The sequence below is a fragment of the Luteibacter anthropi genome (genome assembly GCF_023699965.1).
In the GTDB taxonomy this organism is placed as follows: domain Bacteria; phylum Pseudomonadota; class Gammaproteobacteria; order Xanthomonadales; family Rhodanobacteraceae; genus Luteibacter; species Luteibacter anthropi.
The window spans coordinates 1,773,395-1,797,789 of the sequence record NZ_CP077072.1 but is presented as its reverse complement, the minus strand read 5'-3'; the positions used below and the strand labels follow the sequence as shown (position 1 = coordinate 1,797,789).

Genomic DNA, 24,395 nt, shown 5'->3' with positions numbered 1-24,395 from the left:
GACTTGCCCGCATTTTGCGGGCCAAGGGCGCCGCAGTGGGCCACGCAACGATCAAGGTGACACCGTGTCCACCCTCACCATCCTGGAATTCCCCGATCCGCGCCTGCGTACCAAGGCCGCGCCGGTCACCACGTTCGACGATGCGCTGAAGCAGTTCGTCGCCGACATGTACGAAACCATGTATGCCGCCAACGGCGTCGGTCTCGCCGCCACCCAGGTCAACGTGCACCAGCGCGTACTGGTAGCCGACATGAGCGACGACCGCAGCGAAGCCCTGGCGCTCATCAATCCCGAGATCCTCGAAAAGGACGGCCAGCAGGTCTACCAGGAGGGCTGCCTGTCGTTCCCCGGCATCTATGCCGACGTGACGCGCGCCCTCAAGGTGAAGGTCAAGGCGAACGACGTGGACGGCAACGAGATCGTGGTCGAGGCCGAAGGTCCGCTGGCCGTATGCATCCAGCACGAGATGGACCACCTGGCCGGCAAGGTCTTCGTCGATTACCTCTCCCCGCTCAAGCGCGGCATGCTGCTGAAGCGGATGGAAAAACAGCGCAAGGCCAGCGCCTGAGCATGGGCCTTCGTCCCTTGCGCGTGGTGTTCGCCGGAACGCCCGAGTTTGCCGTGCCCTGCCTCGAAGCCTGTCGCGCCGCCGGCGCCGAGGTCGTGGCCGTCTACACGCAGCCCGACCGCCCTGCGGGGCGAGGCCGCAAGCTGGCGGCCAGTCCCGTAAAGGAAGCCGCGCTCGCCGCCGGCATCCCCGTGGAACAGCCGGAATCCTTCAAGGCCCAGGCCGACCGTGACCAGCTGGCCTCCTACACCCCCGACCTCATGGTCGTGGTGGCCTACGGGCTGATCCTGCCGCGCAAGGTGCTGGCCATCCCGCGCCTGGGCTGCTGGAACGTACACGCCTCCCTGCTGCCCCGCTGGCGCGGTGCGGCGCCGATCCAGCGCGCGATCCTGGCGGGCGATGCCGAGAGCGGCGTCGATCTCATGCAGATGGAAGCCGGCCTCGACACCGGCCCGGTACTGGTCGAACGGCGCACGCCGATCGCCGCCGACGAAACCGGCGGCAGCCTGCACGACCGGTTGTCCGCCCTGGGTGCCGAAGCTCTTGCCGAGGGCCTGCGTCGCACGATGGACGGTGAGACGCTGGTGCCGCGCACGCAGGCCGGGGAGGGTGTCGAATACGCCCACAAACTCGACAAGGCCGAGGCGAAGCTCGATTTCACCCGGCCGGCCATTGAACTGGAGCGCAAGGTCCGCGCCTTCGACCCCTGGCCGGTCGCCGAAGCCGAAGTGGCTGGCGAGCGCCTGCGCATCTGGTCGGCCCGCGCCATCGCAGCCGAAGGCCATGCCACGCCAGGCGAAGTGATCGCCTCGTCGCGCGAGGGCATCGATATCGCCTGTGGCGCCGGCGCCCTGCGCCTGCTGGCCGTACAGCGTGATGGCGGGCGCCGCATCGGTGCGGCCGATTACCTCAACGCTCGCCCGGAGCTGCGGAAGGCCGCTTCGTGAGCAAGGCTCCTTCCGTTCGCGCGCTGGCGGCACAGGCGCTGGCGGATATCGCGCTGTCCGGGCACTCCCTGCGCGAAGTGGCCGACCGCGCGTTGCCCCGGTTGCCCGACGCACGCGACCGCGCCCTGCTCACCGCACTGCTCAACGAAGGCGCCCGCTGGTGGCCTCGCTTCGACGCGGCGCTTGATCGCCTGCTGGACAAGCCGATCCGTCGCAACGAACCGGTGATCCACGCCCTGCTGGTCACGGCGCTGGTCCAGCTGGAAATCCTCGAACTGGCCGAATACGCCGCCGTTGCGGCTACCGTGGAGGCCGTGCGCGAACTGCGTCGCCCGCGGCTGGCCGGCCTCACCAATGCCGTGCTGCGTCGATGGCTGCGCGAGCGCCAGACCCTGCTTACCGCCCTGGATGCAGAACCCGCTACCCGGCACGCCCACCCCGCCTGGCTGGCTGCCGCGATCGCCCGCGACTGGCCCGACCAGACCGACGACGTGCTGACGGCGGCCAATCGCGAGCCGCCACTCATGCTGCGCGTGAATCGCCGGCGTGCCGAGCGGACCGTCGTCGCCGATGAGCTGCGTGCCGCGGGACAGCAGGTCGAACTTCATCCCTGGCTTGCCGACGGCCTCGTCCTTCCGCACAGCACCGACGTCACCCGCTTGCCAGGCTTTGCCGAAGGTCGTTTCGCCGTACAGGATGGCGCGGCACAGGTACCTGCCGACCTGCTTGCCCTCACGAACGGCCAGCGCGTGCTGGATGCCTGCGCCGCCCCGGGCGGCAAGGCGTGTCACGCACTTGAGCGAGCCGATGTCCATCTGCTTGCCGTGGAAGCCGATGCCCGTCGCGCGCCGCGCATCCGCCAGAACCTCGACCGGCTGGGCCTGCATGCCGAGGTCGTCGTGGGCGACGCAGGCGACACGAGTGCATGGTGGGACGACCAGCCCTTCGACAGGATCATGATTGACGCTCCCTGCTCGGCGACGGGAGTCATCCGGCGCCGGCCGGATGTCCGTCTTCACCGCAGGGAGGCGGACATCGCCGCCCTCGTGGCGCAACAGTCCCGCATCCTCGCAGCGTGCTGGAAGACGCTCGCCCCGGGCGGTCGCCTGCTTTATGTCACCTGCTCAATCCTTCGATGTGAAAACGAAGGGGTGATCGAAGCCTTTCTCCGCAACCACACGGATGCAGCGGTGCTAGCCGTCGCCCTTCCCGCCGGCCAGCCGGCCGCCATCGGCTGGCAGGTGTTGCCAGGCGACGGGGACCTCGACGGAATGTATTACGCCCTCCTGGAAAAGAGCGCCAACTGAACGAGATCAGCGGCATGGTCATCCGAAGCGACAGGCCGGTGATGTAACATCGACCCGCATGCCGGGCTCCGGCGGCACCGTACGGCTGCCTGCATTCACGTGGCCGCGGTTTTCCCGACGGGCGTTGATGGAAAGAACACGCATGACCGCAGCCACCACGGCCGCCGAACCTGGTTACACCTGGCGTACCGTCCTGCTGAGCGCCCTCGTCGCCCTCGTGCCCCTGGCCGTTTCCGTACCCTACAAGCCAAAGGCGCTGCTTCTGCTGGGCCTGCTGGTGACCGGTATCGTGTTTCTCGTGCGCAGGCCGGACACCCGTCTTCGCTACCGGCTGGCCAGGGCCATGGTCGCGGTATGCCTGCTGCGCTTCGTCTACGCCATCGCGAACATCGCCTGGCACAAGCTCGGCTGGGGAGAGCTCGACCTCCCGGCGCAGACGCTGCTGTTCCTGGGCATCGCCGCCGTCTTCACCGTTCCCCTGGACTGGCGCCTCATCTGGAACCTGTTCGCCCTGGTGACGCTTGTGCTGGGCGGCTCGTGCATCGTGCAACACCATGTCATGGGCGTCGAACGTGCCTACGGCATCAGCGGTGGCGAATGGAGTGCCATCGAATTCACCATGGTCACGCTGTGCATGGTGCTGTTTTCCGTCATCCGGCTTATCCAGCCGGAGGTGTCGCGCCTCGAGCGCTGGCTGCATGCCGTCGCCGTCGGTGTGGGCGCCTATGGCGCCATCCTCACGCAGAGCCGTGGGCCGATGATCGCCTTCGTGCCGGCCTTGCTTGTCGTCATCGCCATTCATGTGCGACGCACGGGCCACTGGCGTGGTGCGCTGGTCTTCATCGGCATCCTCGCCGTGGGTGTCGCCGGTACCACGACCGTGCTCGACCACAAGGTCATTCACCGCTTCGGCGAAGTCAGCGGCGAAATATCCACCTTCAGCAAGGACAACACGGCCGGTCCGGTGCGGGAACGCCTTGCCATGTGGGAGGGTGCACTGGCCGCATTCAGCGAGCATCCGATCGCCGGCGTAGGCCTGGATCAGTTCGGCGTCTATTCGCGGGCCCGAATCGCGCGGGGCGAGGCCTCTGAAACCATCGCCAAGTACGACCACCCCCACAACGAATACCTGGAGGCCGCCGCAGCCGGAGGCCTTCCGCTGCTGGTCATCATTCTGCTGCTGTTCGTCCTGCCCGTCGTTCACTTCGCAAGGCGCGTCGGCAGCCCGGACGAATGGACGGCCACGCTGGCTACGGGCGGCCTCGCCCTGGTCATCGTTTATGCCCTTTCCGCCATGACCGACAACGTCTTCTACCGGGCCATGCCGCATTCGGTCTACCTCTTCCTCACGCTCGGTTTCATGCTCGCAACGGCACGCCCGGTGCGTGTCGCCCTGCCGAGCGGAGCGGTGGCGTAATGGCTCGCGTACACCTGCTCGCCTGGGACAACCAGCGCGGCCTTTCCCACGACATCGAAGTGGTCGAGAAAGCCTTGCGCGACCTGGGTCACGAGGTCACCGTCACTCGCCTGGGCTCACGCCGGCACGACGGCGCATGGCGCCTTCGCGGCATGCGTGCACGCATGCAACTGCGCTCATGGCTCAGCTTCGGAAAACGCCCCGCCCGCTTCGACGTGAACCTCTCGCTCGAACACGTACGCCCTGCCAGCTTCGGGCTGGCCGATCTCAACCTGCTGATGCCGAACCCCGAGTGGGTTTCCTCGCGCAGCCTGCGTTACCTGCCCCGCTACGATGCACTGCTCACCAAGACACACGAAGCCACGCGCATCTTCGAGTCCCGCGGACTCCGGGCCATCGAAATCGGGTTCCGCAGCCGTGATCGTCACGACCCCACCGTGGCACGCAAGCCACGGTCGTTCCTGCATGCCGCAGGCTCCAGCCACCTGAAGGGCACCGCCACGCTGGTGGAGGTGTGGAAGCGCCATCCCGAATGGCCACTGCTCACCGTGCTGCGAGCCGGCCCTTCGGCCGAGGATGACGGCGGTGCCTCCAACCTGCGCATCGTCCGCGAACGGTTGTCCGATGAAGATGTGCAGCGGCTGCAGAACGAGCATACCTTTCACCTGTGCCTGTCGCAGACCGAAGGCTGGGGACATTACCTGGTGGAGGCGATGAGCTGCGCGGCGGTGGTGATCGCCTGCGATGGCGCGCCCATGAACCAGATGATCAACGAGAACCGAGGCATCCCCGTAACGGCCCGCGAAGGCGAGGCCTACCATCTCGCACGCACCTGGCATGTGGATGAAGCCGCACTCGAACAGGCCATCGAGCGCGCCCTTGCCATGGGCGATGACGAGCAACGCACCCTCGGCGCCAACGCCCGGGCGTGGTATCTCACCAACCAGATTGCCTTCCCGGCACGCCTCGGTGCGGCGCTAGACTCGTTTGACTGATCCGGCTCGCACATCGGGCGGCGGCGTGGCGAATTCGGCAAGATACTGATCGAGGCCCAGTTCGCTGCGCACCAGCTTGCGCCGGCGGGTGTCGTCGAGAATGCGGTCGTTAGGGTTGTCGATGATGTTCTTGCGCGTGCGGTGGTACAGGTGCGTGGCCAGCCCGCTGAAACGCATCTCGCGACGCTGCAACCCCATGTGATACGCCCGGTGCACCAGCTCGGTGTCCTCGCGACCCCAGCCGGTCATGGTTTCGTTGAAGCCGTTCAGCGCCAGCAGATCGTCGCGCCAGAAACCCATGTTGCAGCTCTTGATGCCACGCGTCTTGCGACCCGGCTTCGCGTACAGGCGCGCCAGCCACGGCAGCCGCAACGTATGCCGGCGTCGCTCGATACCCGGGGAGAAGAACGTGGCTCTCACCGAGCCATCGGCCAGCATGCGTTGCGTGAGCGGCTCATCGCTGAGCACGCGCGAGCCCTGCACGTAGCATCCCTTCATGGCGAAGGCCTCGTGGTCGGCCACGAAGTGCGGTTCGGCCACCATGTCGCCATCGAGCAGGATGATGTAGTCACCGGTGGCCGCGGCAATGGCCCGGTTACGGGCCCGGCTCATCCGGGCGCCGTCGTCCGGCTGCCACAGGTGGACCAGCCGCGTCGGGAAGCTGGCCGCCACGCGCTCGATCATCTGGCGTGTCTCGGCACGCGAGCCATCGTCGGAGACGATGACCTCGTCGGGCAGGCGGGTCTGACGAGCCAGGCCTTCGAGCACTCGCTCCAGGGCGAGGGGCCAGTTATAGGTGAGGATGGCAACGGAGATGCGCATGATCGCCGAAGAATAGCCGTTTCCGTCCGGGCCCGGGAGCGATTCGGTTAGACTTCGCCGATGGCGAGCCTCCCCCTGACCCTAGTCGTTATCACCTACAACGAGGCGCATACGATCGCCCGTTGCCTGGACAGCGTGCCCTTTGCCGCCGAGAAGGTGGTGGTGGACAGCGGCAGCACCGACGATACCGTGGCCATCGCAAAGGCCCACGGCGCCCGCGTGGTCCACCAGGACTGGCTGGGCTTCGGCCCTCAGCGCAATTTCGCCACCACCCAGGCCAGCCATGAATGGCTGCTGGCGCTGGATGCCGATGAATTCCTCTCGCCCGAACTGGCCGCCGAACTGGAAGCCGCCCTGCCGGCCATCCAGGCCAGCGGCGATGCCGCGGCGTACCTGCGCCGGCGCACCATCTACATGGGCCGTCCCATGCGCTGGTACCGCCCGGCCATGGGCGAGAAGATGGCCCGACTGTGGCACCGCGACCGCGCCCGCTGGACCGACGCCCGCGTGCATGAATCGCTGCGCTTCGAGGGCGCCTCGCGCACCCTGCGCGCGCCCTTCGACCACGTGAACAACCCCAGCCTCGTCGAGAAGCAGCTGAAGGTGCTGCGCTATTCCGAGCTGAAGTGCCGCGACTGGTACGACAAGGGCAAATCCACGCGCATGTGGCAGACCCCGTTCGTGTTCTGGCTGGCCTTCATCAAGGACTACTTCTTCCGCCTCGCCTTCCTCGACGGCTGGCGCGGTTTCATCATTGCGCAGACGGCCGCCAGCTACGCCGTCTACAAGCGCATGCGCTATTACGAAATGCGGCACAACCCGGTCTCCCGCGACTCGGCCGCCACCGCCCTGCATCGCCACGGACTCGACCGGGGCTCGGACACCACGACATGAAGAAGCACTACCTCCTCTACGGATCGGAACGCTACGCCCTGGCCATCCTGCGCCCGCTGCAGGACGCCATCCGCGCGCGCGGCCACGAGGCCGCCTGGTTCTTCGACGGCCCCGGTGGCGAAGACCTGGTGGACGGTGAAGTCTGGCTGCGCACCACCGAGGAAGTACGTCGCTACAACCCCATCGCGGTGGTCACCTCCAGCAACGCGGTGCCGCATTTCTTCCCGGGTGTGAAGGTGGAAACCTTCCACGGTTTCGATGCCGGCAAGCCGCGCCACATCTATATCCGCGGCTTCTTCGACCTGTACTGCACCACCGGCCCGCGCGACACGAAGTCATTCGGCGAGATCGCCGCACAGCTTGGCCATTTCGCCGTGAAGGAAACCGGCTGGCCCAAGCTCGACCCGTACATGGGCGACATGGGACGGCGCCCGGTGCCCGACGTGCGCAAGCCGCCGGTGATCCTCTACCACTCCACCTTCTCGCCTTCGTGGAGTGCCGCGGAAATCCTCTACGACAAGGTGCGCGAGCTGTCGCGCGATGGCCGCTATCGTTTCGTCGTCACCTTCCACCCGAAGATGAATCCGGAGACGACGGCCAGGTTCCGTGCGCTGGAAAACGACTACCTGCGCTTCGCGGACAACGACAACATCCTTGAACTGTTCAGCGAGGCGGACATGATGTGCTCCGACACATCTTCCGCGCTGAACGAGTTCCTGCTCACCGGCAAGCCGGTGGTCACCTTCAAGAACCGTCGCCCCGGCCCACAGCTGATCGACATCGACGATCCGGCGCAGTTCGAGCCGGCCATCGAGCGCGCGCTGTCGCGTCCGCCCGAGCTGATGCAGGCCATCGATGATTACGCCAATGCGATCCATCCCTATCGCGATGGCCGCTCCAGCGAGCGCGTGCTCGACGCCATCGACGCCTTCATTGCCGAAGGTGCGCGTAACCGGCGCCGCAAGCCGCTCAACCTGTGGCGAAAGCTGAAGATCCGCAAGCGCATCGGGTATTGGGGACCGGCCTGAACCAATGCCTCTGCACGCTTCCACCACGGGGTAAGCGGTAGGACTGCAGTCAGCCAAACCGGGCATGACACGTTAGACTGTTCATGATCTTTTAACGGTGACGACGCCCTTGTCCTACAGCGCCTATACCCGCTCGGAACACCTTCGTGCCCTATGGCCATGGCTGCCCCTGTGGACAGCCATGGCCCTGCTCGCCATCTTCGCGCACGGCCCCATGCCGATGTTCTCCACGCGCACTCTGGCCGTGGCCTGGGAAATGTGGGCGCATGGCCACTGGCTGGTGCCGCATATCAACGGCGAGCCATACAGCGAGAAGGTGCCGTTGCTGTTCTGGCTGATCCACGCCGGCTGGGCCGTATTCGGCGTCAGCGACGTGTGGCCGCGCGTGCTCGAAGTCATCTTCGGCGGTGCCCAGCTGGTGCTGGCCTCCGTGCTCGCCAGCCGGCTGTTCCCGGGGCGCCCCTGGGTAGCCAAGGCCACGCCGTGGCTGCTGATGGCGCTGTCGTACTCGTTCCTGTTCGGCCTGCAGATCATGTACGAGGTGTTGCTCGTCGTCTGGGTGCTGGCCGCCCTTGTCTGCCTCACGCCCACGGCCACGCGCGCGCAACCGCGCTGGTGGCTGTTCGGCCTCCTCATCGGCGCCGGCCTGCTTACCAAGGGCCCGGTGATGATCGTGCACGTGATCTTCCCATTGCTGTTCGGCCCGCTGTGGAACGACTGGGCGCGACAGAACAAGGCCCGCTGGTATGGCTTCGGCATGCTGGGCCTGCTGCTCGGCTTCGCGATTTTGCTGGCCTGGGCGCTTCCGGCCGGAGAAGCGGGCGGCGAGGCCTACCGCCAGCGCCTGTTCTTCACCCAGACCGCCGGCCGTGTCGTCGACAAACACACCCACGGCCTGCAGAACCACGCCCGCCCGGCCTGGTATTACCTGATGTTCCTGCCGGTGATCGCGTTCCCGCTCAGCGGATGGCTGCGCGGCATCGTGGCGCTGCCCACGGCACTGCTGCGCAAGCCCTGGCGACCGGGCACCGGCATCGCCGTGTGGATCACGGTGGCCTCGCTGGTGTTGCTGCTGATCTCCGCAGCGTTCGCCCACTTCAATACACGCATCGAGCAGGCGCTGGTCATCCTCGCCTTCGTGCCGCTGTTCGTCGCGCTGATGCGCCAGCCGCTGGAAACCGGCCTGCGCTTCCTCATCGCGTGGCTGTTCCCGGACCTGCTCGTCTTCTCGCTCATCAGCGGCAAGCAGCTTTACTACCTGCTGCCCGAGCTGGCCGGCGTGACGATGCTGGTGGCCGCCTCCGTGGCCGACCTGCGCGAACGCCACAAGGGCATGGCCTCGCACTACGCTCTGGGCACCTGGCCGCTGTCGCTCGGCGCCTTCCTGCTGGCGATCGGCCTGTTCGCGATGCCGTCGGTGGTGCCGGCGCGCTTTGCGGACAACATGTGGCTCACCAGCATGGCGCCGTATGCCCGCTTCTTCGCCGTGATCTTCGTGGTGCTGGGCGCCCTGCTCCTGCTGCGCGGTCGCGGCGAGATGCGCCGCCTGGCCTTCGCAGGCCTCATCGGCACCGTGGCGCTCAACGCACTGTTCACCATGGGCCTGTGGTACCGCTACGATCTCGCCCCCGCCTCGGCCTACCTCGCTCAGGCGGACGCCGCCGGTCGCCCCATCGGCAACCTCGGCACGGAATACAACGGCCAGTACCACTTCGCCGGCCGGTTGATGCATCCCATCGCGCGGATCAACAACGTCCCGGGCATGTCCAATCCCGCCGACGACGATGACGACGACGAAGTGCATGACGGCGACAGCCTGGAAGACTTCGCCCGTCATCACCCCGACGGCCTGATCATCTCCTACGCCAAGCACCCGCCGGCCGAGGCTTTCCGCTACGCCCGCCTGATCCAGCCCTCGCGCACCGGCTGGCTGATGATCTGGGACGCAGACACGCTGGAAGCACTGCAAAGCGGCCGTGAACCATCGGAGCCGAAGCAGCCCACCCTGCTGTATCCACAGGAATACTGGCGGACGCGGACGGCACTGCGATGAGCGATCCCCTCGTCGAACGCCTGCGTGCGCAGATCGGCGGCCCCCGCGACGGAGCCCTGCTGCGCTTTTCCATCGGCAACGCGCTGCTCGGCGAGGGCCAGTACCTGGAGGCCTCGCACGCCTTCCGCGAGGCCCTGGTGTTCGACCCGGCCTATTCGGCGGCGTGGAAGCTGCTGGGCAAGGCCCTGCTGGCGAAAGACGACGAAGCCGGCGCCGCCGATGCGTGGCGCAAGGGCATCGAAGCCGCCGCGGCACGCGGCGACAAGCAGGCCGAAAAGGAAATGACCGTCTTCCTCAATCGCCTGGCGCGAAAGGGTTGATCGTCCGGTAGGGGTCGGCACGGTCGTAGGCGGTATAGCGCTTGTAGTGCCACTGGTACTGCGTGAAAGCGCGCTCCACGCACTGCTCCACGCCACGGTTCAACGCCGCGCAGGCCAGCTTGAGGTCGGTGCTGTCGATGCCTTCGGGCGCGGGCAGCACATGGATGCGAAAGCCCAGGCCCTCCGGCAGCCGCTCGGCGAAGCTGAAAAGCACCGTGGCCCCGGTGCGCGCGGCAAGCCGTGGCAAGAGCACCATGGTCAGCGCATCCACCCCGAAGAACGGCGCAAACTCGCCCTCGCCCTCGCGCGGCTTCTGGTCTGGCAGGATCCCCACCGTGCCACCGGCACCCAGGCGCTTGAACAGCGTGCGCACCCCCGCGCCCTCGGCACGCACCTGTTCCGGCGCCAGCTTGCCGCGCACCTTGCGCAGCAGGGCCTCGATGGCCTCGATGCGCGGCGGCCGATAAAGGATCGCCATGGGCGTCTTGCTGCACAGCCAGTAGTTCAGCAGCTCCCAGCAGCCCAGGTGCGGCGCGGCGATGATGACGCCCTTGCCCGAAGCCAGCGCCGCCTCGAACAACTCACCACCGACCACCTCACGCACGAGTCCGAGCGATGTCTCGGCACCACCGCCCCAGATGGCGGCTACTTCGGTCACCGAGCGCCCGGAGTCTTCCATCGTCTCCCTGAGCAGGGCGGCACGCGCCGCTTCCGTCAGTTCCGGACGGGTGAGCTTGAGGTTAACCGCCGTGTAGCGCGCGCTGCGCGAGCGCGAGGCCAGCGAGCGCCGGCCGATCCAGGCGCCGGCCGCGTGGATCGTACGCAGGGGCAGGAAGCTGACGAGGCGCAGCAGGAGATAGAGGAGGTAGATATCCGGACGCATCCGGGGAAGTTTAGGAGAAGGGCGCCGGGAAGTGGGGCGCAGGCGCCGCGGCGCGTTTTATTGAACGAATGACCACCCCGGGCATCCAGGCCGCTGTGAACCGAATCGCCCGGGGCGCGTTCCTCCCTTAAGCTATGGCGCCATCAGCCGCTACGGATTTCCATGATTGCACTGATCCAGCGCGTCGAATCCGCGCGAGTCGATGTGGACGACGAGACCGTGGGCGCCATTGGCGCCGGCCTGCTTGCGCTCGTGGCGGTGGAGCCCGGCGACGGCGAAGCCCAGTGCCAGCGCATGCTGGAGCGTCTGCTCGGCTACCGGGTGTTCTCCGACGCGGAGGGCAAGATGAACCTGAGCCTGAACGACACGGGCGGCGGCCTGCTGCTGGTGAGCCAGTTCACCCTGGCCGCCGATACCCGCAAGGGCATGCGCCCCAGCTTCACCAGCGCCGCGCCCCCCGAAGAAGGCCTGCGCTGGTTCGATTACCTGGTCGCCCTGGCCCGGAAAGCCCACCCCGGGGTGGAAACCGGCCGGTTCGGGGCCCATATGAAGGTTCACCTGATCAACGATGGCCCGGTCACCTTCCGTCTGGAGGTGCGCTGAGGTCATCCCATGGGGCGAAAGGCCCCTTCCTCCTCACCGGATCGTGTCCGTTTGGCCCAAATGGCCGTTCTGGCGCGATTTTTGCGTACCCCCGATGAGGCCGATCCACTTGAAAACTGGTCAAAAAATCATCAAATGACTATACTGATCGGTTCCTGTAACCCCCGCGGCGGTCGGCATGACTAATAAAGCTCACGAGCAACAGTCGGAAATCAAGCAGCTCATTTCCAAAGGCCTGGAGCAGGGCTACCTGACCTACGCGGAAATCAACGATCACCTCCCCGACGACATCGTCGATCCGGAGCAGATCGAAGACATCATGGCGGTGCTCAAGGGCGTCGGCATCGAAGTCCATGATTCCGCCCCGGACACCGACACCATCAGCGACGGCGCCGCCCCCGGCTCCGCCTCGGATGACGAATCCGCGGCCGAAGAAGCCGTGGCGCTGCTGTCTGCCGTCGACTCGGAGGTGGGCCGCACCACCGACCCGGTCCGCATGTACATGCGCGAAATGGGCACCGTGGAGCTGCTGACCCGCGAAGGCGAAATCGCCATCGCCAAGCGCATCGAAGAAGGCCTCAACCAGGTCCAGACCGCGCTGTCGTCCTTCCCGCTCACCATCCAGCTCCTGCTCGAAGAGTACGACCAGCACCTGGAAGGCAAGCGCCGCCTCAGCGAGATCCTGGCCGGCTTCGCCGACCTGGAAGCCGCCGAGGACCAGGCCCAGGCGGCCGCCGCGGCCAACCCGGCCGAAGTTGCCGACGCCGACTCCGAAGACGACGACGACGATGGCGTCGATGCCTCCGGCACCGACGAGGACGAAGGCCCGAGCGGTCCGGATCCGGAAGAAGTGAAGCGCCGCATGGAAGAACTGCGCTCGCTGCACGGCAAGTTCCAGAAGTCCGCGCCCAAGGCCGAGATCGCCGACAAGAAGGTCGCGAAGATCCGCGAGCAGATGTCGGAAGCCTTTCTCAACCTCAAGCTGCCGTCGGCCCTGATCGACAGCTTCGTGCGCAAGCTGCGCGAAGTGGTGAACGACATCCGTCACCACGAGCGCATCCTCATGGACATCTTCGTCAAGCAGGTGAAGATGCCGCGCGCCGAGTTCCTGAAGAGCTTCCCGTCCAACGAGGGCAACCTCGAGTGGGCCGCCGACCTGTCGCGCAAGCGCCAGAAGTGGTCGCCGAACATCAAGAACTTCCGCGAAGCGATCGACGCAGAACAGGAAAAGCTCGCCTCCATCGAGCGCACCCTGTACCTGCCGCTGACCGACATCAAGGAAATCAACCGCGCCATGTCGGTGGGCGAGGCCAAGGCCCGTCGCGCCAAGAAGGAAATGGTCGAGGCCAACCTGCGCCTGGTCATCTCCATCGCCAAGAAGTACACCAACCGCGGCCTGCAGTTCCTCGACCTCATCCAGGAAGGCAACATCGGCCTGATGAAGGCCGTGGACAAGTTCGAATACCGCCGCGGCTACAAGTTCTCCACGTACGCCACGTGGTGGATCCGCCAGGCCATCACGCGCTCGATCGCCGACCAGGCACGCACCATCCGTATCCCGGTGCACATGATCGAGACGATCAACAAGCTCAACCGCATCTCCCGCCAGATGCTCCAGCAGTTCGGCCGCGAGCCGACGCCGGAAGAACTGGCCAAGGAAATGGAGATGCCCGAGGACAAGATCCGCAAGGTACTGAAGATCGCGAAGGAACCGATCTCCATGGAAACCCCGATCGGCGACGACGAGGATTCCCACCTTGGCGATTTCATCGAGGACACCAACGCCAGCTCGCCGGTCGAGTCGGCGACGGAAACGGGCCTCATGGAAACCGTGCGCGACGTGCTCGCCGGCCTCACCCCGCGTGAAGCCAAGGTGCTGCGCATGCGCTTCGGCATCGACATGAACACGGATCACACGCTGGAAGAAGTCGGCAAGCAGTTCGACGTCACCCGCGAGCGCATCCGCCAGATCGAAGCCAAGGCCCTGCGCAAGCTGCGTCACCCGAGCCGTTCGGAGACGCTGCGCTCGTTCCTTGATATCGATTGATCGGTAGCGACGAAAAGTAGATGAAGAAACGCCCGCGCAAGCGGGCGTTTTCTTTTTGTCGGAGCCAGGGTACCGGGGTTTACCCGGTGCCTCCGGAACGATCCATCTGCTTTCGCGTCATGACACCTACTCGCAGGCCCATGGGCTTCAGCAGCTTCGCCACGGTATCCAGCGTGGGGCTCGTGAGGCCACGCTCGATATCGGCAAGCCCTCGCGCCGAGACGCCGCACAGCTTCGCGTACTCGGCGATCGTCAGACGCAGCGTGGTGCGTATGAACCGGATGGTATCGGCCATCGGACGATCGGGATGTCCCTCGATGTCCTCAAGCAAGGCCAGCCGCACTTCGAGCTGCTCGCTCGCCGACATGGGATGGAAGCGCTTGTCCACGATCAGAACGCCTCGATCTGGCGCACGACGTTCTCGATTGTCGCGCGCTGCATGTCCATCACCGCCTCATCCACGCCAAGCGCAAGCGCGTTCGCACGCAACGCCTTAAGGGCCGGCAACATGCCAGTGAGCGCGTCAAGCAAAGGCTCCTCGGGAACGCCGCCCGCTTCGGCAGCCTGACGCACGGCGCTAGATAGCCGTGTTGCGCGCATGGTTCTCCTTGTTGCCAAGGGCGACGTTCGCTACGTCGCGACGAAGGTATTCGGCAATGTCTCGAAGCGGTTCCGTTCAGACGTTACCGACAGGGTTGCCCGCACCCACGGACAACAGCGCCCAGTCGGCCGATGCCCCTGCGGTTTCAGGCAAGCCCATCTGCCGAAGCAGCCGCTGCCGCCCGAACCCCTGGGGCAAGAGATCGATCAGGTAAGGCGGCCAGGTGCTTTGGGTGTAGGTTTGCAGCGCCACGGGCGCATTGACCCCCACGGCAGCCGCATCGTTCCGGCCCATGAAGTCGAATAGATAGACCAACCCATAGCCGACATCTGTACCCGCCTCCCACCCACGCCCCTCCTTATCGCTAAGTCCGTAGCATGCGATCCACCATCTCCTTGATCACGACATAGACGATCGTACGCAGGCAGCGCGACTCGCCTTCGAGCGTGATGCCGATACCCATCAATCGTGACAGTGCCTCGTTCTCATCTTCCGTTTCCGACAGCAAGTCCTTTGCAGCATCCAGGATGCCTACGCACATCAAGGTAAGTCGTTCGGTAGCTTGCTTTCGGGATAGTCCCATCGCCGTACCGGCTTCGACCATGCCTTCAAAATCGAGATCGGCGAATCGCTCGACAGTCTTGATCGGCCACGCCAAAGTGGATGATGAAGGCCAGCTATTTCCGTCGTACGCCCTGGATCCGTAACAGACCGTACTGAGCAAGTCGTAATGTGGCGCAAGATTCACGCCCTCTGGATCGACAAGAAAACTGAGGTTCTTCAAGTGAGCATCGCCATTGCCGGTCAACACATTGAAGACCAACCAGTCGTAAAGCCGCCAGCGCGTCACGAGCCGGTTGCGGCAGGCATCGATGATGTTGGACATGACATCGATACTTCCTTGCTGGTACTTGAACTGACGGTCAAGATTGAGGAGCTGGCAGGCATCGATGGCATGCAACCGCTTCACTGGCTTCGCCATCGTGCGGTCAAAACGCTCGATCAGATACACCGGCTCGGGCACATAGCGACGATAAACCGTGGGAACGATCAGACCCATGCGCCTGGCAAGCGTCATTACAAACCACTCGTTGATCACGCTATGCGGGTAGTCGACACCAGGGTGATCCGGCTTGAGGATATGCGTCGATGGTTCCGCACCGGTCGGCTGCCACAACTGACCGTCCTTCAAGATAACGGCCAACTTATGCTGTGCCCCCGCCAGGGACATTCGTTTCTCCGCGCCGGCCGCCAGGGAATGTTTTGGCAGCTCACGAATGCGCCTGGATAGCTCCTCATCCGATAGCACGGTCGCATTTCCCGGGGGGAGTTGTTCTCCCGGAGGCAACAGCGTCAACGAACCTGCGGATTCCGCCCCGTAGTAGCCAAGCAGACCGAACGCGTCGGCGGCTCGGATATGAGCGTCAGCGGCCATAAGTTGACGTTGCGCTTCTTCCGGCAGCAGATTGTCGAAATACCACTGTACGGGGCGCTCTGACCCACCATCCACGATAGGCGACCCGGCCAGGGACAACGCGGGAGACAGCGCAAACCGCTCTTTTCGGGCCAGCCAGTCGGGCGTATAGGTGAACTGCCAGATCCCTTTGCTCTCAGCGAGCATGCCTACCGAGCGTCCGTCGAAGCTGGCAACCAACGTACGCGGAGCGGGAGTGACCGCGTCGCTCATCGTGGTGTTTCCCGCTGGCGCCTCTGCGCCATGGATAAGGCCGCTTCCGGCACATCGATCTCGACGTAAAGGCCCAATTCGTTCAGTACGTCGAACAACTTGCCCCACTGGACGCTTTCGCCGCCCCGCTCGACCTTGGCGAGGAAGTTCTCGCTCACTCCGATGCCTTCCGCCGTGGCGTCCTGGCGCAGACCCTGAGCCTTACGGGCTCCCCTGACCAGGGGACCCAGCTCCCTGGCGGAGTTCAGTCGGATCTTCATCCCAATTCCTCGCGTTCGTGCGGATTAATGGCTGCGTCTCACTATAGCCGATAAATTCCTTACGTTCATAAGGAATATGAGCCGTTAGTGCTTAGACGCACCCAAATCCTTACGAACGAAAGGAAAATGGCTGGCAGCGACGAACCCGCCAGGCAAATCCTTACATTCATAGGGAATATCCCAAAGAACGAGAAATGAGTCGGACAATCCAAGGTGGATTCATGTGTCCTCCACCCAAGTCCCAACGCGATAAATGCCAGAAGCACCTGTATCAGGCTGGGCGAGAAAGCATGGCTTCGCTACACTCCCCGCTCCGCAAGGGCCTATAGCTCAATGGTTAGAGCAGAGGACTCATAATCCTTTGGTTCCAGGTTCGAGTCCTGGTGGGCCCACCACGTCGAAAGGGCGGATGTGAAATATGCGATCCATCAAGTTTGCCCCCAATGGCACGGCAGGAAATCCGACGTGCGCGCAGCTTGCTGCAGGTTCGAATTCCACCCTCTTCGCCAGTTCCGCAAACAAGCCCATGACTTAAGGTTTTTTTGCCTTCGTCTTCTTGTCGCCGCGCCTGCCCTGCGCGGTCGCTCGGCCAAGGGCAGACATGGGTCTGTTCTCGCTACGCGCTCCCGCGCATCCATGCACCAGATACGCGCAGCGCTTCCGTAGGAAAGGCGCAGCTATGCTCAACTGTTGCTGCGACCAAGCGGTCTGGGTGGTCGATGCTTCACGCGTTTCTTGCCGATCACCCAGAAATCTGCAGCACGATCTTTCCGCGAGAACGCCCCGCTTCCGAGAGCGCCAGCGCTTCTCTAACGTCGGTGAGCGGAAGTACCGTTCCAACATGAGGCGTCACCTTGCCCGCCTCGACCAAATCCGTGATTTCGTTGAGCTGCTTCACATTGGAGACAGTAAAGGCGCGCTCCACGCGCACGCCATGACGTCGTGCTTCGTCGGACGGGAACGCCACTGCCGTCACCATGCAGCCATCTTTTTTTAGCGTCTGGAAGGCGCGCTCGAAGGTGTCGCCGCCGACCGCGTCGAAGACCACGTCCATGTCGCTAACCTGTTCCTCGAACGGCTGGCTGGCGTAATCGATGACTTCGTCGGCGCCCAGGCCGCGAACGAACGCTTCGTTGCGCGAGGACGTGACAGCGGTGACATGAGCACCGACAGCCTTGGCGAACTGCACGGCAAGTGAACCTACGCCACCAGAGCTATTGGTGATCAGTAACCGCTGGCCGCCGACGAGGCTCGCTTTGTCGAACAGGGCCTGCCATGCGGTAAGTCCCGCTAAAGGCAATGCGGCGGCCTGGACCATGGTGAGGTTTGCCGGAACGTGCGCAACGTCCACGGCCTCGACCACGGCGTATTCAGCGAAGGCACCGGAGGGCACCAGGGCAAATACGCTTTCGTCCTGCATGAAGCCTTCAACGCCCTCGCCCACCTCCGCGACCGTACCGACCAGCTCGCTGCCCAGATAGATAGGCAGAGTCATGCCCAGGCGCTGCCCAGCGCCGTTGCGGATCTTCCAGTCGATAGGGTTGACGCCCGCCGCCTGCACCTTGACCAGGATCTGACCGGGCCCCGGGGCGGGCCGAGCCACATCGGCAATTTCAACAACATCATTGCCGCCGTATTCATGGATGACTACTGCCTTCATCGTGGTACTCCGTTGGATGGTGGACGCGGACCATGGTAGGTTGCCGTTTTATCGATGTGACGCCATCCTGCATTGCCAAGACGCCAATACCCATGAGCCATGCCCACACCATCAGCCGTGTCGTCAAGCGATCTGATGAAAGCCTGCCCCTGCATGCACACGCGGAAGCGCAACTGACCTATGCCGCCTCAGGCATGGTCCAGATCCACACCAACGACGGCGTATGGCTGGTGCCACCGCACCTGGCAGCCTGGGTGCCGCCAGGTGTGGCTCACCGGCTGGATATCGTGACGGACGCCGAATTGTGGATGGTCCACTGGGAGCCATCCGCGCTAGGTGCCTGGGTTGGCCAAGGCCTGCTTGATCGAGCCTTTGCACTACGAGTGACACCGTTACTGCGATCCTTGCTCACTGAGTCCATCGGGAGCGATCCTGCGTCAGACAAGGCAGATCTCATGCTGCAGCTCATGTTGCACGAGCTCACTGCAATGGACGAAGCCCCCACCTTCCTGCCGCTGCCTTCAAGCCCCGCCGCAAGGCGCCTCGCGGAACTGCTACTTGGCGACCCGCACCAGCGACTGAACCTGGACACGCTGGCCCAGCGGGCGGCTACATCGGCACGCACCGCGAGCCGACTGTTTCCGCGCGAAACCGGGTTGACGTTGAAGGCCTGGCGTCAGCGCGCGCGGATCGTCAGAGCCATGGAGCATCTGGGGCGCGGCGATGCGCCGGCGAAGGTTGCGCGCGATGTCGGCTTCGCCAGTACGGCCGCTTTCGCGCATGCGTTTCGCCAGGTCACTACGATGACGCCCACGGCATTCGCCGATCTGACTCCACCATAGGCGCAAACGCCCAGTGACTGTTCACCGCTGAATTGATCCTGCATCCAAACAACGCCACCCACGCATCCAAGCCTTCGAGACCACCCAACGGAAGGTACCGAGATGCTTGCGCCGCACCTGGCACGTCGTAAAGGAATCCGTTTCACACTCCGCATTGCCACCCTCGCGGCGGCCTTGGCTGCCCTGCCCTTCACCGTAAACGCCACGATTGCCATTCAGGACTCGCCCGAAGGAAAGCTGGGCGATCAGCTGGTCCAACGGATCGACACGAACAACCCGGCCACACTGCGGACATGGGCCGAGCGTGTCATCACGCCAACCATGCCCAAGGACGACCGCGCGGCCTTCCTGAGTGAGCTGATGATCGCCAACCGTGAAAGCGGCGGCCTGGATGTCGTCGATCGTCGCTCCGATGCGCACCAGCCCGGCATGCTCCAGCTGGCGGTCAGGGCACGCCGCGACGGTCGGCAGGGTCTGTTTGTCCTCGTTGTCGATCCGAAGCAGCCAGATAAGCTCGCCCAGGCCACGCTCTTCCCCATGGAGGATGCCGGCCTTTACGCGACATGGCCGAAGGGGCCTGTATCCCAAGAGCAGATCGCCAGACTCGTAAGAGGCGCTATCGACAGGCTTGCCACTGCCGACGGGTTCTCAGGCTGCGTGACGGTCAAGGTCGCCGGGGCGGTGCTGGTGAATGAGTGCCGGGGCATGGCAGAGCGATCGTTTGCCGTGCCCATCGACGATCACACCCGGTTCCATGTCGGATCGATCGGCAAGATGTTCACGGCCGTCGCGATCGCGCAGCTCGTCGAGTCCGGCAAGCTCTCCTGGAAGACAACGCTGGCGGAGGCGTTACCCGAATATCCCGACCAGCAACTCGCCCGACGCATCACGCTGTGGCAACTGCTGCACCACACCGCCGGGTTGGGCGACTTCATGGTGGACGAATACTTCCAGCACCGCGAACGCTACATCGATCCCGGGGACTACCTGAGTCTCATCGCCCACCAGCCCGTCACTGGCGAGCCCGGCAAGCAGTGGAACTACAGTAACGCCGGTTACGTCCTGCTCGGCCGGATCGTGGAAAAGGTGTCGCGAGAAACCTACGACGACTACATCCAGCACCATGTATTCGCCCTCGCCGGCATGACATCCAGCGGCTTCGACAGGCTGGACGATGTCATCCCCCGCCTTGCCACCGGCTACTACCGGGAAGGGGTTTTCTCCCGCGACTGGAAAGCCGCATGGATGAAGCTCGGCGCCAAGGGCGGCCCGGCCGGTGGCGGCTACTCGACCAACGCCGACCTGATCGCCTTCGCCACGGCGCTGCACGATGGCAAACTGGTCAACGCGGCCACTTTGTCGACACTGTTCGACGACGAGGTACCGGCCGGACCAGGGGCGTACGCCGCGGGCTTCGGTGACCGGCTGTCCCACGGCGTGCATATCCGTGGCCATACGGGCGGCATTGAGGGGACCACGGCCAATCTGCAGATCGTATGGGAGACCGGCGCCATCGTGGCGCTTACCAGCAACGAAGGACCGACGCAGCACTGGATGCTCGTCGAACACATCGCCGACCTGCTTGCCGCCGAAGCGCCGGCATCACCGGCGCCTTGACACCTTATTCGATCATGACCGGAGCGATCCCATGGATGCCGTCTACCTGATTCCCCTCATCGTACTGGCAGCCCCCGTGCTGGCCATCTTCTTCGTATTGCGCTATCGCCACATGCAGACACAGGCACGCTATCGCATGCTGCTGGAGCTGGCCGACAAGGGCGTCACGCTGCCTCACGAATTGCTCGTCGAGCAGCGCGTGGAGTACTCGGAGCGGCGCCGTGCACTGGTACTCATCAGCGGAGGTCTTGGCCTGACGATGATGCTACTCGCACTGCCCGGCCACCTGGACGATGGCTTGAGCATCCGCAGCCTCTGGGGGCTCGGCCTCCTGCCGTTGATGACCGGCCTCGGTTATCTCGCCAGCTGGTGGTTGAACCAGCGTGGTGAGGCGCATGGCTGAGAGCGGCATCGGCGACATGGACAGGGCGCTCATCAGGCGCGTCCTGTCCAGCGACGATCGACGGGCATTCGACCAGCTGGTGCGTCGGCACCAGGGCATGGTGCGCGCCCAGCTCAGGCGATTGACGCATGGCGACGACGCCACGGCGGATGATCTTGCGCAGGAAGCCTTCCTGCAGGCGTGGAAGAAACTGGACCAGTTTCGTGGCGATGCGCTGTTCTCCACGTGGCTCTACCGCATTGCCTATAGCTGTTTCCTGCAGGCACGGCGCAGGACAAGCTGGAGCGATGTCCGTAGTGATGACGATGCCACTGCCTCCTTATCGGCACCGCCGCAGCCGCTCGACCTGCAGCTGGATCTTTCCCGCGCCATGCAACGCTTGTCCGACGGCGAACAGGCGGTGCTACTGCATTGCTTTCAGCTCGGCCTGAGCCATGAAGAGACAGCCTATGTACTCGGCATGCCACTGGGCACGGTGAAGAGCCACGCATTACGCGGCAAGCAGAAGCTGAAGCAGTGGCTTACCCCATGGCAAGATACCGATCATCACGGAGACACCGCATGACACCCGACAATGACGATGCAATCTGCGCGTTGCTGCGCGCAGGATTCGACGGCCCGGTCGTGGACGATGGTTTCACTGATCGACTCATGCAACGCCTGCCCCCACGCCGTCGTCCGGTGCCCTGGCTAGCGGTGGCCGGTGCCGGTGTCGGACTGATCGCAGGCTGCCTCAGCCTGTGGCCTAGCCCCGTGCTGCATGCCGGGTGGAGCGACTGGATGCATAGTCGCCCCTCAACCGCCGCCATCGCCCTGTTGCTTGTCGTAGGCGGCATGTCGCTGCTCGGCCTGGGCTGGGGCCTCGCGGAATCCGACGACTAGATACTGCCAGCGCGGCGCAAGCTTGAGGTCAACCCAACAAGCCACGCTCCCGAAGCATCTCGACAATGCGGGCTGCGAGAAAGGCAGGCGACTGCTCCGAGCCATCAAGGCGAAGCTCCGGGGAGTCCGGTGTCTCGTAAGGATCGCTGATGCCGGTGAAGTGCTTGAGCGCCCCCGAGCGGGCTTGTGCATAGAGTCCTTTCGCATCGCGCGCTTCGCATACATCGAGGGGCGTGCTCACATGCACTTCGATGAAATCACCATGCACCTCCACCAGCGCACGCGCCACTGCCCGATCGTCCGCATAGGGAGCAATCGGGGCACAGATCGCCATGCCACCATGACGGACGATTTCCGCTGCCACATAGGCGATCCGCCGGATGTTCGCCGAGCGGTCGGCACGCGAAAAGCCCAGGCCGGCGGACAGGGTTTGCCGCACTTCGTCGCCATCGAGCAGACTGACCTGCCGCCCCGTGTTTTCGAGAAGGCTGGCCATGAGCGCCTGTGCGAGGGTGGACTTGCCGGCGCCGGATAACCCCGTGAAGAAAACGGCGCATCCGCGGTTTGCCGCATGCGGAAAGCGCTCGCGAAGGATGGCTTCCACTTCCGGATAGGTGAACCATGCCGGGATAGGGCTACCGTCACGCAGGTACTTGCGCAGTTCGGTGCCCGAGACGTCACTTGAGGTTTCACCCGGATGCAGTTCGTTGGCGGCGACATAGGCCTGTCTTACGGCCGAATACACCATGGGAGCGAAGGGAAGCACCGTGATACCCAGCTCGTCGGCATAGGCCTGAACCAGAACCTGGGCAGCTCGTGCCTCGTAGAACGGCCTTCCAGACACATCCTTTCCCGGGCCGGCATGATCGCGACCGACGATGAAGAAGTTCGCGCCGAAGTTCTTGCGGATGATGGCATGCCATAACGCTTCGCGTGGTCCCGCCATGCGCATGGCCAGTGGCAGGACCGACAGTTTCACCGCCTTCGCCGGATAGTGCTTCACCAACGCGCGATAGCAGCGGACGCGCGTGTAGGTGTCGATATCCCCGTCCCTGGTACGCCCGACGACGGGATGCAGAAGGAGCTTTCCATCTATGGCAGCCATGGCACGTTGCGTCAGCTCGACATGCGCACGATGCAGCGGGTTGCGCGTCTGGAAGGCGACGATGCGCTCCCATTCCTGATTGGCGAGGTAGGCACGCATCTGGCGAGGTGACGTCCGCAGGTCGACGAAGTCGTGATGAGCCAGCCGCTGCAAGCCGTGAACACGACCGCCCAGATAGACCCCGCCCCGCTTCAGCAGGTCGGCGACACCGGGATGATGCACATCCAGCGTGCCGTAGACCTGCAAGGCTTCACGGGCCTTGTCCGGGCGAAAGATCTCGGACAGGGTGAGCAGCGCCAGCGCTGTACCTTGCCCATCACGCAGCACGATATCCTGACCGACCAAAAGCGATGCCGCAGCGTCTTCGGAAACGTCGAGCACGATGGGCATGGGCCAGAGCGTGCCATCGGCCAGGCGAAGGCCATCGACGACGGCATCGTAATCCGCCTCGCGCATGAAACCGTCCAGCGGCGAAAACGCGCCATCCAGAAGCAGTTCAAGATCACATAGATGCCGGTGATCGAGCACCACGCTGGGAAGCGCACCGGAGGCACGCCTTGCAGCGAGAGCCTCCGCCTCGGGCAGGTATAGCTCCTTCAGCACTCCGCCGTGCGGCTCGACCAGCGTGGTCAAACGATCGTCACCTGGTTGACGTTGTTCTTCGGATCCGCCCAGAACGCCTCGTTGGCGAAGCGCCCGAAGACCTCGCGCGGCAGGACGGGTGTGCGCTCCACGGCCTCGACCCTGGCTCGAACGACATGCAGTCCCGGCATGCCCACGCGCGCATCGAATTCGTCGGCGCTGTAGGCGATGTTGTCGAAGTCATGATTGAACCAGGGTTCGCCAAGAAAACGGTATACCGCTCGCATGGCTGCCTCTGGATTGCGAACCAGGCTTTCATAGGTCAGCAACAACAGGTGATCGCGCGCGTATTCGCCGTAGAACGCTTCCTTGGTCGCCTGATAGGCAAACCCGACCATCCCGCGCGGATCGGTCAGTGCCTCGACACGCGAGTACACCGTCGTGTTCGTGTCGTAGCGAAACACCTTGCTGACACTCACCGGCTGCTTGAGTACCAGCCGTTCCATGCTGTCCAGCACCCAGGCCAGCTGACGTACGCAGGCGATAACCTTCACGCCGGGGAACAACGTATTGAGCAGCCCCATGCGGCTGCACCACAGGCGGCTCATGTCGAATACCGCTTCCGGCCGCGCATCGACCGAATAGAAGTTTTCCACCAGCCCGCGTAGCAGGGCCACGCGCTGCTCATCCGTGACCTCAAAGGCAAAGTCGTTCTTGCTGCTGGCCTCGGCCACCACCACGCCCATGATGTCGGCCAAAGGGCTGGTCATGCCGGCGCGGAAGCGCGGATTCTGGTTGAGGATCGCGGCGAGCAAGGTAGTGCCCGCGCGGGGCAGGCCGGAGATGAAATGGAACCGGCGCTCTGACATGCG

Annotated in this window: 26 protein-coding genes and 1 tRNA gene; 17 read left to right on the top strand and 10 right to left on the bottom strand. The window is 64.4% G+C overall.

Going from position 1 to position 24,395, the window contains the following annotated elements; translation table 11 throughout:
- The first annotated feature begins 64 nt into the window (after window positions 1-64).
- The 5 genes from def (at window position 65) to KR767_RS08005 (ending at window position 5,234) form a co-directional block, all read left to right on the top strand.
- Window positions 65-568 (top strand): peptide deformylase, encoded by a 504-nt coding sequence (gene def / locus KR767_RS08025; protein WP_250878752.1) that lies wholly within the window; start codon window positions 65-67, stop codon window positions 566-568.
- Between the two features lie 2 nt (window positions 569-570).
- On the top strand, window positions 571-1,515 hold the full coding sequence (gene fmt / locus KR767_RS08020; protein ID WP_250878751.1) for a methionyl-tRNA formyltransferase: 945 nt from the start codon (window positions 571-573) through the stop codon (window positions 1,513-1,515).
- The gene (gene rsmB, locus KR767_RS08015; RefSeq protein ID WP_250878750.1) at window positions 1,512-2,822 is read left to right on the top strand and encodes a 16S rRNA (cytosine(967)-C(5))-methyltransferase RsmB; all 1,311 of its coding nucleotides are present in this window, start codon (window positions 1,512-1,514) and stop codon (window positions 2,820-2,822) included. The genes fmt and rsmB overlap by 4 nt, the downstream gene beginning before the upstream one ends.
- A 142-nt stretch (window positions 2,823-2,964) precedes the next feature.
- On the top strand, window positions 2,965-4,239 hold the full coding sequence (locus KR767_RS08010; protein ID WP_250878749.1) for an O-antigen ligase family protein: 1,275 nt from the start codon (window positions 2,965-2,967) through the stop codon (window positions 4,237-4,239).
- A complete protein-coding gene (locus KR767_RS08005) occupies window positions 4,239-5,234 on the top strand; it encodes a glycosyltransferase (protein WP_250878748.1) in 996 nt (331 codons plus the stop codon). Before KR767_RS08010 ends, KR767_RS08005 begins: the two co-directional genes overlap by 1 nt.
- Here the strand turns inward: KR767_RS08005 and KR767_RS08000 are convergent.
- Window positions 5,217-6,056 carry a glycosyltransferase family 2 protein gene (locus KR767_RS08000; protein WP_250878747.1) on the bottom strand — a complete coding sequence of 280 codons (840 nt, stop codon included), beginning with the start codon at window positions 6,054-6,056 and terminating at the stop codon, window positions 5,217-5,219. The genes KR767_RS08005 and KR767_RS08000 overlap by 18 nt on opposite strands.
- 60 nt (window positions 6,057-6,116) lie before the next feature.
- Here KR767_RS08000 and KR767_RS07995 point away from each other — a divergent pair, with 60 nt between their 5' ends.
- The 4 genes from KR767_RS07995 to KR767_RS07980 all read left to right on the top strand — a co-directional run bounded on the left by KR767_RS07995 (window position 6,117) and on the right by KR767_RS07980 (window position 10,351).
- Entirely contained in the window at window positions 6,117-6,950 is an 834-nt protein-coding gene (locus KR767_RS07995; RefSeq protein ID WP_166946086.1) for a glycosyltransferase family 2 protein, read from the top strand.
- Complete coding sequence (locus tag KR767_RS07990) at window positions 6,947-7,978, top strand: CDP-glycerol glycerophosphotransferase family protein (protein ID WP_166946084.1); 1,032 nt, start codon at window positions 6,947-6,949, stop codon at window positions 7,976-7,978. The genes KR767_RS07995 and KR767_RS07990 overlap by 4 nt, the downstream gene beginning before the upstream one ends.
- Before the next feature lie 109 nt (window positions 7,979-8,087).
- Window positions 8,088-10,031 (top strand): ArnT family glycosyltransferase, encoded by a 1,944-nt coding sequence (locus KR767_RS07985; RefSeq protein ID WP_250878746.1) that lies wholly within the window; start codon window positions 8,088-8,090, stop codon window positions 10,029-10,031.
- Complete coding sequence (locus KR767_RS07980; protein ID WP_166946080.1) at window positions 10,028-10,351, top strand: hypothetical protein; 324 nt, start codon at window positions 10,028-10,030, stop codon at window positions 10,349-10,351. The genes KR767_RS07985 and KR767_RS07980 overlap by 4 nt, the downstream gene beginning before the upstream one ends.
- On the opposite strand, the gene KR767_RS07975 is transcribed toward KR767_RS07980, so the two are convergent.
- Window positions 10,326-11,234, bottom strand: coding sequence for an LpxL/LpxP family acyltransferase (locus KR767_RS07975; protein ID WP_250878745.1), 909 nt, complete (start codon window positions 11,232-11,234; stop codon window positions 10,326-10,328). The genes KR767_RS07980 and KR767_RS07975 overlap by 26 nt on opposite strands.
- 162 nt (window positions 11,235-11,396) lie before the next feature.
- On the opposite strand from KR767_RS07975, the gene dtd reads away from it, so the two are divergent.
- Both dtd and rpoD read left to right on the top strand, forming a co-directional pair.
- On the top strand, window positions 11,397-11,837 hold the full coding sequence (dtd, locus tag KR767_RS07970; protein WP_250878744.1) for a D-aminoacyl-tRNA deacylase: 441 nt from the start codon (window positions 11,397-11,399) through the stop codon (window positions 11,835-11,837).
- A 178-nt stretch (window positions 11,838-12,015) separates the two neighbouring features.
- Complete coding sequence (gene rpoD, locus KR767_RS07965; RefSeq protein ID WP_166946075.1) at window positions 12,016-13,884, top strand: RNA polymerase sigma factor RpoD; 1,869 nt, start codon at window positions 12,016-12,018, stop codon at window positions 13,882-13,884.
- 79 nt (window positions 13,885-13,963) lie between these two features.
- Here the strand turns inward: rpoD and KR767_RS07960 are convergent, their stop codons facing one another.
- The 5 genes from KR767_RS07960 to KR767_RS07940 all read right to left on the bottom strand — a co-directional run bounded on the left by KR767_RS07960 (window position 13,964) and on the right by KR767_RS07940 (window position 16,432).
- Window positions 13,964-14,272, bottom strand: coding sequence for a helix-turn-helix domain-containing protein (locus KR767_RS07960; protein WP_250878743.1), 309 nt, complete (start codon window positions 14,270-14,272; stop codon window positions 13,964-13,966).
- Between the two features lie 2 nt (window positions 14,273-14,274).
- Window positions 14,275-14,484, bottom strand: coding sequence for a hypothetical protein (locus KR767_RS07955; RefSeq protein ID WP_250878742.1), 210 nt, complete (start codon window positions 14,482-14,484; stop codon window positions 14,275-14,277).
- Window positions 14,485-14,560: 76 nt separating this feature from the next.
- A complete protein-coding gene (locus tag KR767_RS07950; RefSeq protein WP_250878741.1) occupies window positions 14,561-14,779 on the bottom strand; it encodes a HipA N-terminal domain-containing protein in 219 nt (72 codons plus the stop codon).
- A 70-nt stretch (window positions 14,780-14,849) separates the two neighbouring features.
- Complete coding sequence (locus tag KR767_RS07945; RefSeq protein WP_250878740.1) at window positions 14,850-16,172, bottom strand: HipA domain-containing protein; 1,323 nt, start codon at window positions 16,170-16,172, stop codon at window positions 14,850-14,852.
- Window positions 16,169-16,432, bottom strand: coding sequence for a helix-turn-helix domain-containing protein (locus KR767_RS07940; protein WP_250878739.1), 264 nt, complete (start codon window positions 16,430-16,432; stop codon window positions 16,169-16,171). Before KR767_RS07940 ends, KR767_RS07945 begins: the two co-directional genes overlap by 4 nt.
- A 319-nt stretch (window positions 16,433-16,751) precedes the next feature.
- Here KR767_RS07940 and KR767_RS07935 point away from each other — a divergent pair.
- Window positions 16,752-16,827: transfer RNA gene (locus KR767_RS07935), tRNA-Ile, on the top strand.
- A gap of 347 nt (window positions 16,828-17,174) precedes the next feature.
- Here KR767_RS07935 and KR767_RS07930 read toward each other — a convergent pair.
- The gene (locus KR767_RS07930) at window positions 17,175-18,092 is read right to left on the bottom strand and encodes an NADP-dependent oxidoreductase (protein WP_250878738.1); all 918 of its coding nucleotides are present in this window, start codon (window positions 18,090-18,092) and stop codon (window positions 17,175-17,177) included.
- Window positions 18,093-18,184: 92 nt separating this feature from the next.
- On the opposite strand from KR767_RS07930, the gene KR767_RS07925 reads away from it, so the two are divergent.
- The 5 genes from KR767_RS07925 to KR767_RS07905 all read left to right on the top strand — a co-directional run bounded on the left by KR767_RS07925 (window position 18,185) and on the right by KR767_RS07905 (window position 21,836).
- Window positions 18,185-18,934: an AraC family transcriptional regulator gene (locus tag KR767_RS07925; protein WP_250878737.1), complete on the top strand. Its 750-nt coding sequence runs from the start codon at window positions 18,185-18,187 to the stop codon at window positions 18,932-18,934.
- A 102-nt stretch (window positions 18,935-19,036) separates the two neighbouring features.
- Window positions 19,037-20,551, top strand: coding sequence for a serine hydrolase domain-containing protein (locus KR767_RS07920; RefSeq protein WP_250878736.1), 1,515 nt, complete (start codon window positions 19,037-19,039; stop codon window positions 20,549-20,551).
- A 31-nt stretch (window positions 20,552-20,582) separates the two neighbouring features.
- A complete protein-coding gene (locus KR767_RS07915) occupies window positions 20,583-20,954 on the top strand; it encodes a DUF6249 domain-containing protein (protein ID WP_250878735.1) in 372 nt (123 codons plus the stop codon).
- On the top strand, window positions 20,947-21,519 hold the full coding sequence (locus tag KR767_RS07910; RefSeq protein WP_250878734.1) for an RNA polymerase sigma factor: 573 nt from the start codon (window positions 20,947-20,949) through the stop codon (window positions 21,517-21,519). The genes KR767_RS07915 and KR767_RS07910 overlap by 8 nt, the downstream gene beginning before the upstream one ends.
- Entirely contained in the window at window positions 21,516-21,836 is a 321-nt protein-coding gene (locus KR767_RS07905; protein ID WP_250878733.1) for a hypothetical protein, read from the top strand. The genes KR767_RS07910 and KR767_RS07905 overlap by 4 nt, the downstream gene beginning before the upstream one ends.
- Before the next feature lie 28 nt (window positions 21,837-21,864).
- Here the strand turns inward: KR767_RS07905 and KR767_RS07900 are convergent, their stop codons facing one another.
- Both KR767_RS07900 and KR767_RS07895 read right to left on the bottom strand, forming a co-directional pair.
- Complete coding sequence (locus KR767_RS07900; protein WP_250878732.1) at window positions 21,865-23,574, bottom strand: bifunctional sulfate adenylyltransferase/adenylylsulfate kinase; 1,710 nt, start codon at window positions 23,572-23,574, stop codon at window positions 21,865-21,867.
- On the bottom strand, window positions 23,571-24,392 hold the full coding sequence (locus tag KR767_RS07895) for a sulfotransferase family protein (protein ID WP_250878731.1): 822 nt from the start codon (window positions 24,390-24,392) through the stop codon (window positions 23,571-23,573). Before KR767_RS07895 ends, KR767_RS07900 begins: the two co-directional genes overlap by 4 nt.
- Window positions 24,393-24,395: the final 3 nt, after the last annotated feature.